This is a genomic window from Novosphingobium umbonatum (assembly GCF_004005905.1).
GTDB classification, from domain to species: Bacteria; Pseudomonadota; Alphaproteobacteria; order Sphingomonadales; family Sphingomonadaceae; genus Novosphingobium; species Novosphingobium umbonatum.
Genome location: NZ_SACO01000004.1, coordinates 109,214 through 123,098, shown reverse-complemented (window position 1 = coordinate 123,098; position 13,885 = coordinate 109,214). Strand labels below are relative to the sequence as shown.

The following is a 13,885-nucleotide window of genomic DNA, read 5'->3' as shown; positions in this document are numbered from 1 at the left end:
GTCAGCGAGAGGTTTATCATGGAAAGCAACAAACAGGGCGCCCGTAATCGTCTGGATGGCAAGGTAGCCATTGTCACCGGCGGCGGCATGGGCATGGGAGCCGCAACCGCGCAGGTCATGGCCGGTTATGGCGCAAAGGTTCTGGTCGCGGATCGCAATGTTCCGGCGGCGCAAGCCACGGTGGATGCCATTCTGGCCGCCGGTGGTCAGGCGCTGGCCTGTGCCTGCGACGTGGGGGATGAACAGCAGGTAATCGCCATGGTGGAAACCTGCGTCGCCCATTTCGGGCGGCTCGATTGCGCGGTCAACAATGCCGCGATCGCCCCCGATCTGCTGCCCATTGCCGAGGCGGATATGGCCGTCTGGGATCGCGTGATCGCGATTGACCTGCGTTCGGTCATGCTTTGCATGAAATATGAGTTCCGCCAGATGTTGGCGCAGGGTCAGGGCGGATCGGTGGTCAATATCGCCTCGGTCAGCTCGGTCCGCCCGCAACCGGGCAATTCGGCCTATGTGGCGGCCAAGCATGGCGTGATCGGCCTGACCAAGACCGGCAGCGTGGAAGTGGCCCCTAAAGGCATTCGCGTGAACGCCGTCATGCCCGGCGCGATCGATACACCGATGCTGCGACAGGCTTTGGACGATACTGGCTATACCGAGGCCGATTTTGCCCCCGCACTCAGCCTGTTTGGCCGTTTCGGGCGGCCAGAGGAAGTGGCCGAGGCCAGCGCATGGCTCTGCTCGGATGCGGCCAGCTATGTTACCGGCCATGCACTGGGGGTCGAGGCGGGCTATCTGAGCCGTTAAATTGATAGGGGCGGGAAAAAATTTCTCCCCGCCCCTTCTTTTCCTCACGATCAACGGCCTCAAACGTTGGGGATCTGGCTCCCCAAATGACGGCCCGCCACATAGCCGAAGGTCAGGCCCGGGCCCAAAGTACCGCCAGCCCCGCCATAAATCTCGCCCAGCACCGCCGACATCACATTGCCTGCCGCATAAAGGCCCTGAATGGGATTGCCGTCCCAATCGACCACTTGCCCGTCGGCATTGACCTTGGGCCCGCCTGCCGTGCCCAGCGCGCCCGCCTCCATCTTGACCGCATAGAACGGCCCCTGATCGATCACGCCCAGCGTGCGATAGGGCGGCTCGAAATCCATGTCGCCCCACATGTAGAAATTGTCATAGCTGTTATCGCCACGGTTGAAATCATCATCATGGCCATTGCGGACCATGGTGTTGAACCGGTCAACCGTCGCCACCAGCCCTGCCGGATCAATCCCCGCTTTGCCCGCCAGTTCCTCCAGCGTGTCGGCCTGCATCATGAACGAGGGCGCGGGCGAACCGGGCAGCGAGTTGAAGGCGTGATATTTGTTCTTGTAACGCTGATCGATGATCAACCAATAGGGCAGGTTGGCGTAAGTATGGGTGCCCGCATCAAACGTGTTGAGCGAACGGCCCAGCGCGTTGTAATTGGCGGCCTCATTCACGAAACGCTTGCCCGCACGGTTGACCAGGATCGCACCGGGGCGGGCGCGCTCGTCCGAACCCAGCAGGTAATTGGCCTTGGCCCCGCGCTGCGGCTTCATTTCCAGCACGCTCTGCATCCAGAAAGCATTTTGCATATTGCCCAATTGCGCACCGGCATCAATCGCCATCAACAGGCCATCGCCTTCATTCTCAGGCACGCTGACGGGACCGGTCAAAGGCCCGCGGATGAAGGTTTTGACCAGCATCTCGTTCCATTCAAACCCGCCGGTCGCAATCACCACCCCGCGACGCGCCCTGACGGCAAAGTCGCGGCCATTGGCATCCTGTGCCACCACGCCGATGATGCGGTCGCCATCCTTGATCAGCTTGCGTGCGCGCTTTTCAAATTCCACCGGAATATTGCGATCCAGCACCGCCTTGAACAAGGCGCCTGCCAGCGCCTGACCCAGCCCGCGATAATCGCCCCGCTCGCGCTCGGCCAGCGTTTCCTCGTCCAGCGATCCGGTGATCGCCTCCATCAGGCTGCCGCGCAGGGGATAGGCCATCTTGCTGGGATTGACCCGCTGCGCCCATTTACCCAGCGTTTCAAAAGAGAAAGCCTCATTGTCCAGACTGCGCCCGCCATCAGGCTTGGCACCGGGCGAATAGGGCTGATAATCGGGGAAATCCTTGAAAGCGACCAGACGGACCGGCGTCTTCTCCTCCAGATAGCGCAGCATTTCCGGCCCGTTCTGCATGAAGGACCACAAGGTTTCAGGATCCAGCGCACCGGGCGAGAGCGAGTCAAGATAGGTTACCACCTCCTCGTCGCTATCCTCCAGCCCTAGCGCATGTTGGTGATGGTTGTTGGGGATCCACAGCATGCCGCCCGACATGGCGGTCGTCCCGCCGACCATATTGGTCTTTTCCAGAATGACCACTTTGCTGGCGCCGAAATCATGGGCGGCAATGGCCGCCGTCATGGCCGCACCACCTGAACCAAGTACGACAACGTCGGCTTCCATGTCCCACTTGATATCTTCGGTCATCCAACATCTCCCAATCGACGCCTGTTTTATGCCGCGTCTTTCTTTGTGCCCCGTCATGTGAAGGCGGCGCAGTGTAGGTTTGCGACAGGAAATTTCACCACTGCCAAATGTCCTAGGGTCGACCGGTCTTTTTCACCGCAGGTGTTGATACAGGGGCGTAGCCTCAGTGGGATGATGAATGCCATTCATAAAGTCTAGCGCATTGCCCCCACTAATGGTTGGAAGCCTTTTGCTCTATGGGGCCGACTGATCACGGATTTTTACGCCCCGCGGCGCCCACGGAGAATTCCCCCCATGCCTCGAACCCGGCCCCTTCCTTCATCCAGCCTTCAGCTGCCGCGCCATGGCGCAAAGGTGCTGCTGCCCGCCGCGATGGCGCTGATGCTCGCGGCTTGCTCCGCACCTCCGCCGCCACCTCCGCCACCCACGCCCGTGGTAGCCGCCGCGCCGCTGGAACGTCGCGTGGTGGATTGGGACGATTATGTCGGCCGGTTTGAAGCGGTGCAGGATGCCGAGGTGCGCCCCCGCGTCTCAGGCCAGATCCTGCGCACCATGCTCCAGCCCGGTCAGCGCGTGACACAGGGCCAGCCCCTGTTCGAGATCGACCCGCGCCCCTACCGTGCAGCTTTGGCGCAGGCGCAGGCTGAAGTGGCGCGGGCCAATGCGTTGTTGGTCAATGCAAGGCAGGAACGCATCCGCGCCGCCGACCTGTTCAAGGCGCAGGCCACAAGCCGCGAGGAACTGGAGCAGAAAGAGGCCGCAGAACGCAGCGCCCAAGCTGGCCTGATGGCCGCCAAGGCCGCCGCCAGCGCCCGCGCGCTGGATGTGGACTTCACCATCGTGCGCGCTCCCATCACCGGCCTCCTGTCGGACAAGCGCGTTTCTATCGGCGATTATGTCACCGCAGGGCAAACCCCGCTCACCCGCGTGGTCAGTCTGGACCCGATCCGTTTCACCTTTGATGGCGCGGAAAATCTCTATCTCAAATATATGCGCGAGGCAGAAAAGGGCGGGCGCCCGTCGTCGCGCACCAGCCCGAACCCGATCGATATCCAACTGGCCGACGAGAAGGGCTATAGCCTGCATGGCCGCATGGATTTCGTGGATAATGCCATCGATAAAGCCTCGGGCACGATCCGCGCCCATGCTCTGGTGGCCAATCCCGGGGGTAAGCTGGTGCCCGGCCTGTTTGGCCGCGCACGGCTGATCGGTTCGGGCACATATCCTGCTTTGCTGATCCCCGATGCGGCGATTGTCACCGACCAGACGCGCCAATTTGTCTATGTGGTGGGCCGCGATAACAAGGCCGCCATCCGCAACATTGCCACCGGCCCGATGGTCGACGGGTTGCGCGTGGTGCGTTCGGGCATCGACAAACGCGACAAGGTGGTGATCGAGGGGATTGGCCGTCTGCATGACGGGTCCCCGCTGGCCGCGCGCCAAGGTGCGATCACGCCCAAGCCCGATGCCCAATCCCCCATCTCGCAACCGGCGCAGGCTCCCCAGCCCTCGCAAGCAACCGCGAAGTAAGCCCCCCATGCGCTTCCCCCATTTCTTTATCCGCAGGCCGATCTTTGCGGCCGTGCTGTCCTTGCTAGTGATGCTGGTGGGCCTGATCGCCTATCCCAGCCTGCCTGTGGCGCAATATCCCGAAATCGCCCCGCCCACGGTGGTGGTGCGCGCCACCTATCCGGGGGCGACTGCCGATGTGCTGGCGCAGACCGTGGCCGCGCCGATCGAGGAACAGATCAATGGCGTGGACGGGATGCTGTACCTGTCCTCATCCTCGTCGGGCGATGGCAATCTGGCGATTACGGTAACGTTCAAGCCAGGGACCAATGTCGATCAGGCGCAGGTCTTGGTACAAAACCGCGTGGCCACCGCCGAACCACGCCTGCCCGAACAGGTGCGCCAGCTGGGTCTGACCGTCAAAAAGAGCTCGCCTGACTTGCTGATGGCAATCACGCTCACCTCGCCGGACCATTCGCTGGACCAGAAATATCTGTCCAATTACGCCACGTCCCAAGTGGTCGACCGGCTGCGCCGCATCAATGGCGTGGGCGATGTGCGCCTGTTTGGCGCGCGTGATTACAGCATGCGGATATGGATCGATCCGGACCGCGCCGCTGCGCTGAACCTGACCGCCGACGAGATTGTTGCCGCCGTCCGCGGTCAGAACACGCAGGTTTCCGCAGGCACCCTGGGCCAGCCCCCCTATAACAAGGGCAGCAATGCGTTTCAGCTCAACATTGCTGCCAAGGGCCGCCTGACCAGCCCCGAGGAATTTAGCCAGATTGTCATCAAGCGTCTGGACGAAGGCCGTGTAATCCGCCTGTCCGATGTGGCCCGCGTGGAAATGGGCGCGCAGGATTACAGCCTCAACGCCTTCAACAGCGGAGAGGAAACGATCAATATCGCGGTCGATCAGGCCCCCGGCTCCAATGCTCTGGCCACTGCCGAGGCGGTCGCTGCGGAGATGAAGGGAATGTCCAAGAGCTTCCCCGCCGGTGTGGCCTATCAAATCCCCTATAATCCCACCGAATATATCGCCGCCTCGATCGAGGAGGTGAAGCATACGCTGGTGGAAGCTATCGTGCTGGTGGCGCTGGTGGTGCTGGTCTTCCTGCAAAGCGGGCGCGCTTCACTGATCCCCATCATCGCCATTCCGGTCTCGCTGGTGGGCACTTTCGCGGTGCTGGCCGCCTTTGGCTACAGCCTCAACAATCTGTCTTTGTTCGGGCTGGTGCTGGCCATCGGCATTGTGGTCGATGATGCGATTGTGGTGGTCGAGAATATCGAGCGCCTGATGGAACAGGGCCTCTCCGCCCGCGATGCCGCGCATGAGACGATGGATGAGGTTTCCGGCGCGCTGATTGCCATTGCGCTGGTGCTGATTGGCGTGTTCCTGCCCACCACCTTCATCCCCGGCATTTCGGGCCAGTTCTTCAAACAATTTGCCCTGACCATCATCAGTGCTACCGCCTTCTCGGCCTTTGTCTCACTCACGCTCTCGCCCGCGATGGCCAGCCTGATCCTGCGCCCCAAGCGCCATGGCGAGCCGGTTGCTGGCTGGCGCGGATGGCCCGCGCGCGGTGCGCGGCGTTTCAATGCCGCGTTTGACTGGATCGGTGAGCGCTTTGGCCGCTACACTTTGCGCGCCTTGCGCGGACTGACCATGGTCCTGGTCTGTTATGCGGGCCTGATCGGGCTGACCGCATGGCGTTTTTCCGCCACGCCCACCGGCTTCATCCCCGCGCAGGATCAGGGCTATCTGATCGGCATCATCCAATTGCCTGCCGGTGCCTCGATTGACCGCACCAATGCGGTGTTGAAACAAGTCGAAGCCATCACGCTCAAAAACCCCTCGGTGGCGGGCACGCTGGCCTTTTCGGGCATGAATGCCATCACCCAGACCAATGCTACCAATGCCGCCGCCATGTTCACCGTGCTCAAGCCCAAGGGCAAACGCGCCTCGGCCGATGACGTGACCGCTCAATTGCGCAAGGCCTTGGGCGGGATCACCGGGGCCAATATCCTGATCATCTCGCCCCCTCCGGTGCGTGGCATTGGCAATGCGGGCGGGTTCAAAATGATGGTCAAGGATCAAACGGGCGGCAGCCTGCATGATCTGGAAACGGTCACGCAAGCTCTGGTGGCCAAGGCCGCGCAAGACCCCGCGATTGCCGCGCCTTTCACCTTGTTTGACACCCATACGCCGCGCCTGTTCGCCGATATCGACCGGCAAAAGGCCGAGCAATATGGCGTGCCGGTGGAAAGCGTGTTCAGCACTTTGGCCACCTATCTGGGCTCGTCTTATGTCAATGACTTCAACTTCCTTGGCCGCACCTATCGGGTGACGGCGCAGGCCGATGCGCCCTATCGCGATGCTCAGGCCGATGTGGGGCGACTGCGCACCCGTGCCGATTCAGGCGCCATGGTGCCTTTGGGCGCAGTGATGACATTGAAGAATGACAGCGGCCCGCATCGCGTGGTGCGCTATAACCTCTATCCCGCCGCCGAATTGCAGGGTGGTCCCTCTGCTGGCCATTCCAGCGGCGAGGCTCTGGCCGCGATGGAGCGCATTGCCGAAGAGACCTTGCCCGCCGGTTACAGCTATGAATGGACCGAAATGGCCTTGCAGCAAAAGCAGGCGGGCAACACCGGTACGCTGGCCTTTGGGCTGGCGGTGGTGGTGGTGTTCCTGCTGCTGGCGGCGCTTTATGAAAGTCTGGTGCTGCCTCTGGCGGTCATCCTGATCGTGCCCATTTGTTTGCTGGCCGCGATTGCGGGGGTCAATCTGATGGGGCTGGACAACAATATCCTCACCCAAGTCGGTTTGGTCGTGCTGGTGGGTCTGGCGGCGAAAAACGCCATTCTGATCGTGGAATTTGCCAAGCATAATGAGGATAATGGCATGGAGCGCCGCGAGGCGGCCCGTATGGCCTCCACCCTGCGTCTGCGCCCGATTGTGATGACCTCCATCGCCTTCATTCTGGGCAGCCTGCCTCTGGTGATCGGCAATGGGCCGGGTTCGGAAATGCGGCAGGCTTTGGGCGTGGCGGTGTTCTTTGGCATGATCGGGGTGACGGTCTTGGGCCTGCTGTTCACCCCTGCCTTCTATGTCCTTTCGCGCAATCTGGGCGATGCGGTGAACGCGCGCCTTGCCCGTTGGCGCCGCGTTGCCAAGCCTGCGCCAGCCCCCGAAGGGGAGACGATCTGATGAAACTGTTCCTAACTTTACCCCTGCCCCTGTTGTTGGCCGCCTGTGCCGTTGGGCCGGACTATCACCCTGCTACGCTGCCTCCCATCACTTTGGCCGAAAGCGGCGGGCAAGGGGTAGCGCCCGACCCGCTGCCTGACCGCTGGTGGCAGGTGTTTGAAGACAAGGCGCTGGATGATCTGGTCGACAAGGCCCTGCGCCATAACGCCGACCTGCGCATCGCGGCCGCCAATCTGCAAAAGGCGCGGGGCTCACTGGGTGAGGCGCGGGCGGGGCTGGTGCCCGAAGCCTCGGCTCAGGCGCAATATCAACGCCTGCGTTCGCGTGCCATTGTCAGCGATCGCGACGGCAATCTGACCGCCCGAACCTTTAGCGGCCAACTCTATTCGCCGGCCATGGATGCCTCCTATGAGCTGGATCTGCTGGGCGGGGTGCGGCGCGGCATCGAAGCAGCTCTGGCCGATCATGCCCGTGCCGCCGCCTTGCTCGATGCGGCGCGGGTCAGCGTCGCTGGGGATACGGCGCGCTACTATGTCACGGCCTGCGCCTATGGCGCGCAAGTGGCGGTGGCGCGTGATACGCTGGACTTGCAACGCCGCACGCTCACGCTGACACAGGCACGCGAGCAAGGCGGGCGCGGCACCCAGCGTGATGTGGCGCAGGCCAAGGCGCTGGTAGCGCAGGCCGAAGCGCAAATCCCCACGCTGGAGGCCGAAAGGCGAGCCGCGCTTTATGCTTTGGCCACGCTGACCGGCGAGCGTCCCGAAGCGCTGACTAGCCCTGCCACCACTTGCGCCGCCATTCCCGCCCCGCGCCAACCCTTGCCCGTGGGTGACGGGCAGGCGCTGCTGGCGCGCCGCCCCGATCTGCGCGCTGCCGAAAGGCAATTGGCGGGCGATATGGCGCGTATAGGCATGGCCAAGGCCGATCTTTATCCCAAAATCACGCTGCTGGGCACGGTGGGGCTCAATGCGCCCAGCCTGTCCAATCTGGGCGCTGCGGCCACCACCACCTATTCAGCCGGGCCGCTGATCAGTTGGAGCCTGCCGCTCAATGGCGCGCCGCGCGCAAGGCTGCGTCAGGCCCGCGCGCAGGCCGATGCCGCGCTGGCCGGTTTTGACAAGGCCGTGCTCACCGCCTTGCAGGAAACCGAGCAGGCGCTGGCACGTCTGGATGGCGCAGCCCGCCGCGAGGATGCGCTGAACGAGGCGGCCAAGGCCAGCGAACAGGCTGCCAGCCTCACCCAGACCCGTTTCCGCGCGGGGTCGGACAATTTCCTGCAATTGCTCGATGCCCAGCGCAGTCTGGCCAGCGCACGCGGTCAGGCGATTGCCGCCGCCTCCGACCGTGCCTTGGCGCAAGTCAGCCTGTTCAAGGCGCTGGGCGGCGGATGGCAGGAGGCGCCGGCGGTAGAGCGTTTAGCGGCCGGAAAGTAAGCCACGGGGTGGCGGGCGAGCTTGGTGCTTGCCACCCTATCCGTCGACATTTGGGAAAAATCGTAGCTTGCGATTAATTTTAATTCGATTAAATTATGAGTCGAGCACGCAGACAAGACAAATGCCGCGGCCAATTGGGGGATGGATATGTGCAGGATAGCCAAGGGCATTCGACGCCCGCTTCAGGAATGACCCTGACTTAATTGCTAAATCCGTAGTGCCCCATTGGAGTGGCGCTTTAGCCTGCGTAATGGAATCGGTTACCGCAAGGAGAGCCGATTTCCGGCGCAACCTGCGCCTACGCGGCATTCAGCATTTTCGGGCCAAGCCCAACACCCCCCGATAGACCCATAGGTCAAGGGGACCATCACAAGGAGAGAGATGGTATGCGAAGTGTAATCGGTTTCAGATGGGCGCTGTTGAGCTGTTCCGCCCTTGCCCTGTCCGGGCAGGCGATGGCGGCGGAAGGCAATGCCAAACCAGCACCCACCAATGACGATATCGTGGTGACCGCCACCCGCACATCCTCGCTTTTGTCCAAAACGCCAATCGCGATGACCGCCATTGGCGGCGCGGAACTAACCAAAGCGGGCATCAGCAACCCCACCCAGCTCGACACCGCCGTTCCCAACCTCACCATCAACCGCAACAATGGCCTGCAGATCACCATTCGCGGCGTCACCTCCACCGACAACACCGAAAAGGGCGACCCTTCGGCGGCCTTCATGCTGAACGGCGTCTATATTGCCCGCCCGCAGGCGCAGGAGGTCAGCTTTTTCGACATCGAGCGCGTGGAAGTGCTGCGCGGCCCGCAGGGCACGCTTTATGGCCGTAACTCCACCGCAGGCGTGGTGAATGTGTTAAGCGCGCGTCCCAAGTTCAAACTGGGCGCTTCGCTGGATGCGGTTTACGGCAATTACAACACGCTCAACCTGACCGGCGTGATCAACGCGCCTTTGTCGCCAACGCTGGCGCTGCGTGCGGCGGTCAATCTCGATCGGCGGGATAATTTTGTCTATGATGGCAATCTTGCCGATGGCGTGACGCTCCATCCGTTCAAGAAGAACATGGCCGCCCGCCTGTCGCTTTTATGGCAACCTAACAGCAATCTCGACATCTATCTGGTGGCTGATTACAGCAAATCGAAAGGCACGATTGACGCAGGCGTTCCGCCCGAAAATTTCTATGCCAATATCGTTTCCGGCGCTCGCCCGACATTTGACCCGCCCGTGCTGCTGGATCGCTCTAGCCGTGCCTATCGCACCCTGTCGGTTGCCCAAGGCCAACAAAGCCGCCGCAACAATGATGACAAAGGCGTCATGGGCGAGCTGAATTATGACATGGGCAAGCTGCGCGCCACCTATGTCGGATCCTATCGCGAGTCCAAGCGTGACGAGATCTTCAATTATGCCAATGGCAATGTCATGGCCGCTTTCCCCGGCCTTTACTGGCAGACCTCGCATGAATTGCGTCTGGCTCTGACCGGTGATGGCCCGTTGCAGGCACAGGTTGGCGGCTATTATTTCAAAGAGCGCTCGAACATCGTGCTGGACCTGTACAACCTGTTGGGGCCCAACACCGCCTTTGGATTTTTGCGCAACCCCACCATTTCGGAAAACAAATCCGCTTTCGGTCAGGCGACCTATAAGTTGGCAGATGGTCTGAAGCTGACGGCGGGTCTGCGCTATTCCAATGACACCAAGTCGCGCTATGGCTCGACGGTCGTCGACACCTATAGCAACATCCAGAATGCCTATAATCTGGGCACGTTCATCAGCCGCTCGACACAGGAAGTGACCGCCGCCAAGCGCAGCTTCAGCAAGCTGACATGGCGCCTTGGCGTGGATTATGACACGCCGCTCGGTCTGGTTTTCGCCTCGGTTTCGACCGGTTACAAAGCGGGCGGTTTCAATGATGGTTGCGAAGTGGGAACCGGCCCCGGTTGCAGCCAGAACGCCAATGCGCTTTATTATCAGCCCGAAACACTGACGGCCTTTGAATCCGGCTTCAAACTGCGCCTCAACCCCGCCATCCGTTTTAACGGCACGGTGTTCCATTACAATTACCAAGGCCTGCAACTGAGCCAGACCGCCAATATCTGTGGCCCCGGTGGCAACCTGCCCTGTCAGGTAACCCGCAATGCCGCTTCGGCCAAGGTCAATGGTATCGAACTGGACAGCGAATTGCGCCCGATGAACAATCTGGCCGTGCATCTGGCGCTCAATTACCTCAACGCCCGCTATGCCCAGTTCATCCCCACCCCGGGCGTCAATTTTGCCGGTCGGCCGCTGGATCGCAGCCCGAAATGGTCGGGTACGGTGGGTGTCAATTACACTATTCCGGTGGGCGAAGGCAAAGTGGTGGCTTCGGGGCAAACGCGTTTCAGCAGCCGCTATCAGCTGACCGATATGGGCAATTATGTCTATTTCTATCAGCCCTCCTTCACCAAATCGGATCTGACGCTGACCTATACCGCTCCGCAAGAGCGCTATTACATCAGCGCCTTTGTCAATAATCTGGAAAACAAGGTGACAGTCACCAATGCCACATCGGGCTTCTTTGGCACGGTCAATTTTGCCGATCCGCTGACCTTTGGTGCCCGCGCCGGTATCAAGTTCTAAATCGCGCGAAAGGCAGGGACTGTAGACGCAGTTCCTGCCTTTTCTTGCTCACGATTGCCGCAAATCGCCTATCGCATCGAACAAAACTTGCGCTGCATCCACCTTGGGATCGACCAGCGACTGCAATTGCAAACCGTCGGACAAGGCGATCAACTGGCGCGCTTTGGAAACAGGATCGACATCGGCAGCTATGCGCCCCTGTCGCTGTTCCTCGACGATCCGCTGTTCCAACGTCTGGCATACCCGATCAAAGCGCTGGCGGAAAAAGTCATGCGCGGCATGGGCGGGATCAACCGCTTCGGCGGCAAAGGTGAGATAGAGATGCACTACGCCGGGTATGGCAATATTGCGCCGGACCTGCTCGGCAAAATTGTCCAGCGTCATCGCCAGACCATCGGCATATTGCGCAGCATTTTCGTCCCAGCGGATGATGACGCTTTGCAGCAAATCCTCGCGGCTTTTGAAATAATAGAGGATGTGGGCCGGTTCCAACTCCAGCGCCCGCCCGATTTCCCGCAAGGAAGGGTTGCGCAATTCCTGCTGGGCAATCTTGTCCATCAAACCGCTCAGGATCTCCTCGCGTCTGGCCGCGCCTTTGGGAGAAGCGCCAACCGGCGCCTTGCCCTTAACCGATTTTGCGGTTTTTGCAGCAGGCGCCTTTTTCGCCCGCGAAGGTTTGGCTTGAGAGCTTTCCATGGCCGCCTTCTGCCTCAAGAGCCCATCGCATACAATGGCAAGGGCTGCCCGCCAGCAGCAACCCTTGCCTTGTTTGCCTAGCCTTGGGCTATGGCCAGAGCCAAAGCCGCATCGCTTGCCCAATCGCGCAAGGCCTGCGTATCGGCGGGCCATGCACCGGCCACCGCCTTGCGCAAGATACTGCGCAGAGCGTTTTCATAGAGGCTGGGCATATTGCGCATGCCATCACCGTTCACATGCCAAGCCACGACCGGACGCGGTTTGCCGCTGCTGTCCAGTTCGAGACAAGCGCTGTCGGTCGGCCCATGCGCCATCCACCGCAACCGCGCCAAGCCCGCGCGGCAACGCACCGCACCAAGCCGTAGCAGCACCTCTTGCCCGCGAAGGCGCGCCGCCAACATGGCCAAAGCCTGATCCTGACCCGCAGTGGCATTCAACAGCTCGCCCATGGTCATTCCCATGCCGCGCGCCACCCTGATCTGCGCCAGCAAGAGACTGGCCAGATCGTCCTCTCCCTGCGCCTCGACGGTCACCGTGCTGAAAACCGGTTGCAGACCGGCGGCAAAAGGCGCCACTGCGGGATTATCACTGTGGGTCTCGCACAAAAGCAGGAGCGCCCCCGCCGCTTCGACCTGTTCGATCACAGGCCCGAGTTCTGGCACAGGAGCAGGGTCGAGCAGGATGATCCGCTTCGCCCCCTGCGCCAAGGTCGTCATCAAACGCGCTGGCCAATCGCCGGCGCCCTGCAACAACACAACATCGCCTTCCCCCTGCGCCAAGGAAACCGGCAAAGACGCCACCAGTGACGCCATGAAACTGGCGCTCAAACCGTTACCGGCCACCAACATCGGCTTCATTGCGCCATCTCCTTGGCCACCAAAGCGCAGGCCTGTTGCGCGATGGCATGAGCAAACAGAAAGTCCCGCACCACATCCTGCGGGTCGGGCGGGGCGGCTTCCCCCGACAGGAACGCCGCGATCGCCTGCCACTCGCCCGCATAGCCATTGTCGGCTTGCGGGATCATCGCATGGCTGGCCCCCTTGGCGGTGAAACTGGCGCTGCCAGACCCTGCCATCACAAAGGAGGGCGTGAATTCGGCATGGGCCTGCCAATCCAATGCCGTGGCGGTCAGCGTCCATTCGGGGCGCCAATGGCCATGCATAAAGGCGAAAAGATCGACCAATTGCTCACCGGCCTTGATGCTGAGCATATAGCCGAAGGGCGACAGGCGCTTGGCGCTGGTCACTTGCACCCCAGCATCATCGCGCAACAGGCGACGCACCAAGGGCAGGTCATGGATAGCCAAGCCCATGATCGCCCCCTCCATCATCATCACCTCGCTGCGCAAGAGCGGCGGGGATCCGGCGGGAGGCGGAGGCAGGATTTCCTCGCTGGCCCATTGATCGAAACGCCCGTTGGGGGGCAGGATGATACAGGAACGGATCAGCGAGGGCGCACTATCCTGCGCCGCCACCTGCTGCTCCATAAAGCGCCATGCAGGGTCGAACAGATGCATCGCCCCCACCAACACCAATCCGCCCGTCTCGCGCGCGACTTGCGCGATATCCTCGGCTTCTTGCGGAGTGGAACACAAAGGCTTTTCCACCAGCACCGCTTTCTTGCCCGCGCGCAAAGCCGCGATCGCCTGCCCCGCATGGAATTGCGCGGGACTGCCGATCATCACCACATCAATCGCCGGATCGGCCAGCATGGCCTCAAGGCTGGGTGCAGCCTGCGCCCCGCAACTGGCCGCTGTGGCCTGTGCCAGCGCAGGATTAACGTCCCAAAGGCTGCGCAAGGCAAACAAATCGCCCAATGCGGCCAGCGCCGGAATATGGATCGAACGGGTCACCAGACCCGATCCGACCAACCCCACTCCCCATCTTTGTGTCATCG

9 protein-coding genes are annotated in these 13,885 nt (G+C 61.5%); 5 read left to right on the top strand and 4 right to left on the bottom strand.

Annotation, left to right across the window (positions count from 1 at the left end; genetic code table 11):
- Positions 1 to 18 precede the first annotated feature (18 nt).
- Entirely contained in the window at positions 19 to 807 is a 789-nt protein-coding gene (locus EOE18_RS06945) for an SDR family NAD(P)-dependent oxidoreductase (protein ID WP_127707630.1), read from the top strand.
- A gap of 59 nt (positions 808 to 866) precedes the next feature.
- On the opposite strand, the gene EOE18_RS06940 is transcribed toward EOE18_RS06945, so the two are convergent.
- Positions 867 to 2,516, bottom strand: a complete 1,650-nt coding sequence (locus EOE18_RS06940) for an FAD-dependent oxidoreductase (RefSeq protein WP_127707628.1) — start codon at positions 2,514 to 2,516, stop codon at positions 867 to 869.
- Between the two features lie 354 nt (positions 2,517 to 2,870).
- Between EOE18_RS06940 and EOE18_RS06935 the strand changes: the two genes are divergently transcribed.
- From EOE18_RS06935 to EOE18_RS06920, 4 genes are all read left to right on the top strand, one after another.
- Positions 2,871 to 4,046 (top strand): efflux RND transporter periplasmic adaptor subunit, encoded by a 1,176-nt coding sequence (locus EOE18_RS06935; protein ID WP_246027305.1) that lies wholly within the window; start codon positions 2,871 to 2,873, stop codon positions 4,044 to 4,046.
- A gap of 7 nt (positions 4,047 to 4,053) precedes the next feature.
- Positions 4,054 to 7,236, top strand: a complete 3,183-nt coding sequence (locus tag EOE18_RS06930) for an efflux RND transporter permease subunit (protein ID WP_127707624.1) — start codon at positions 4,054 to 4,056, stop codon at positions 7,234 to 7,236.
- Positions 7,236 to 8,672, top strand: a complete 1,437-nt coding sequence (locus tag EOE18_RS06925; protein WP_127707622.1) for an efflux transporter outer membrane subunit — start codon at positions 7,236 to 7,238, stop codon at positions 8,670 to 8,672. The genes EOE18_RS06930 and EOE18_RS06925 overlap by 1 nt, the downstream gene beginning before the upstream one ends.
- 386 nt (positions 8,673 to 9,058) lie before the next feature.
- Entirely contained in the window at positions 9,059 to 11,293 is a 2,235-nt protein-coding gene (locus EOE18_RS06920; RefSeq protein WP_246027304.1) for a TonB-dependent receptor, read from the top strand.
- A 48-nt stretch (positions 11,294 to 11,341) separates the two neighbouring features.
- Here the strand turns inward: EOE18_RS06920 and EOE18_RS06915 are convergent, their stop codons facing one another.
- The 3 genes from EOE18_RS06915 to EOE18_RS06905 form a co-directional block, all read right to left on the bottom strand.
- On the bottom strand, positions 11,342 to 11,989 hold the full coding sequence (locus EOE18_RS06915) for a TetR/AcrR family transcriptional regulator (protein WP_164852687.1): 648 nt from the start codon (positions 11,987 to 11,989) through the stop codon (positions 11,342 to 11,344).
- 77 nt (positions 11,990 to 12,066) lie between these two features.
- Entirely contained in the window at positions 12,067 to 12,846 is a 780-nt protein-coding gene (locus EOE18_RS06910) for a hypothetical protein (protein WP_127707618.1), read from the bottom strand.
- Positions 12,843 to 13,883 (bottom strand): Gfo/Idh/MocA family protein, encoded by a 1,041-nt coding sequence (locus tag EOE18_RS06905; RefSeq protein WP_164852686.1) that lies wholly within the window; start codon positions 13,881 to 13,883, stop codon positions 12,843 to 12,845. The genes EOE18_RS06910 and EOE18_RS06905 overlap by 4 nt, the downstream gene beginning before the upstream one ends.
- Between the last annotated feature and the right edge of the window lie 2 nt (positions 13,884 to 13,885).

What these genes read in the sequence shown, in the direction of transcription:
- EOE18_RS06915 (WP_164852687.1), bottom strand. Translation starts at nt 11,989, where the DNA reads ATGGAAAGCTCTCAAGCCAAACCTTCGCGGGCGAAAAAGGCGCCTGCT.
- EOE18_RS06925 (WP_127707622.1), top strand. Translation starts at nt 7,236, where the DNA reads ATGAAACTGTTCCTAACTTTACCCCTGCCCCTGTTGTTGGCCGCCTGT.
- EOE18_RS06910 (WP_127707618.1), bottom strand. Translation starts at nt 12,846, where the DNA reads ATGAAGCCGATGTTGGTGGCCGGTAACGGTTTGAGCGCCAGTTTCATG.
- EOE18_RS06940 (WP_127707628.1), bottom strand. Translation starts at nt 2,516, where the DNA reads ATGACCGAAGATATCAAGTGGGACATGGAAGCCGACGTTGTCGTACTT.
- EOE18_RS06920 (WP_246027304.1), top strand. Translation starts at nt 9,059, where the DNA reads ATGCGAAGTGTAATCGGTTTCAGATGGGCGCTGTTGAGCTGTTCCGCC.
- EOE18_RS06930 (WP_127707624.1), top strand. Translation starts at nt 4,054, where the DNA reads ATGCGCTTCCCCCATTTCTTTATCCGCAGGCCGATCTTTGCGGCCGTG.
- EOE18_RS06905 (WP_164852686.1), bottom strand. Translation starts at nt 13,883, where the DNA reads ATGACACAAAGATGGGGAGTGGGGTTGGTCGGATCGGGTCTGGTGACC.
- EOE18_RS06945 (WP_127707630.1), top strand. Translation starts at nt 19, where the DNA reads ATGGAAAGCAACAAACAGGGCGCCCGTAATCGTCTGGATGGCAAGGTA.